The organism is Chryseobacterium sp. SIMBA_029, from assembly GCF_046535275.1.
In the GTDB taxonomy this organism is placed as follows: Bacteria; Bacteroidota; Bacteroidia; order Flavobacteriales; family Weeksellaceae; genus Chryseobacterium.
Genome location: NZ_JAWRXA010000140.1, coordinates 1 through 319, shown reverse-complemented (window position 1 = coordinate 319; position 319 = coordinate 1). Strand labels below are relative to the sequence as shown.

The window sequence follows — 319 nt, the reverse complement described above, 5'->3', positions numbered from 1 at the left end:
GCAGAAACCATGGCGGTCAGGTCGTTGACGTGAAGACGCAGGTCACGGATGCTGCTTCGGCGGGAAAGCTGATCGCGTCCAAGAACGGGCAAATCGTCGTGCCGCCGCTCGGCGTGGTGGCGCCGACGTCCCAGCAGTTACTCGCCAATGCCAGCTGCCCCAACGGGAACTGGACCAAGCAGCTTACCGCGGGCCCCACCCTCGCGAATTTCGTCTATACGATCACCTTCGCGGGCTTCAGCGGGCCTTATTTCAGCCTCGTGGGTCCTTGATTGACGTGGCACAGGCTTCGGCACATTCCACTGAACGGGAAGACCCC

The 319-nt window shown here is 62.1% G+C and carries 1 protein-coding gene; it reads left to right on the top strand.

Annotation, left to right across the window (positions count from 1 at the left end; genetic code table 11):
• A partial coding sequence (locus SB679_RS23540) for a hypothetical protein (RefSeq protein ID WP_410704689.1) occupies positions 1-272 on the top strand: 272 nt, incomplete at its 5' end.
• Positions 273-319: the final 47 nt, after the last annotated feature.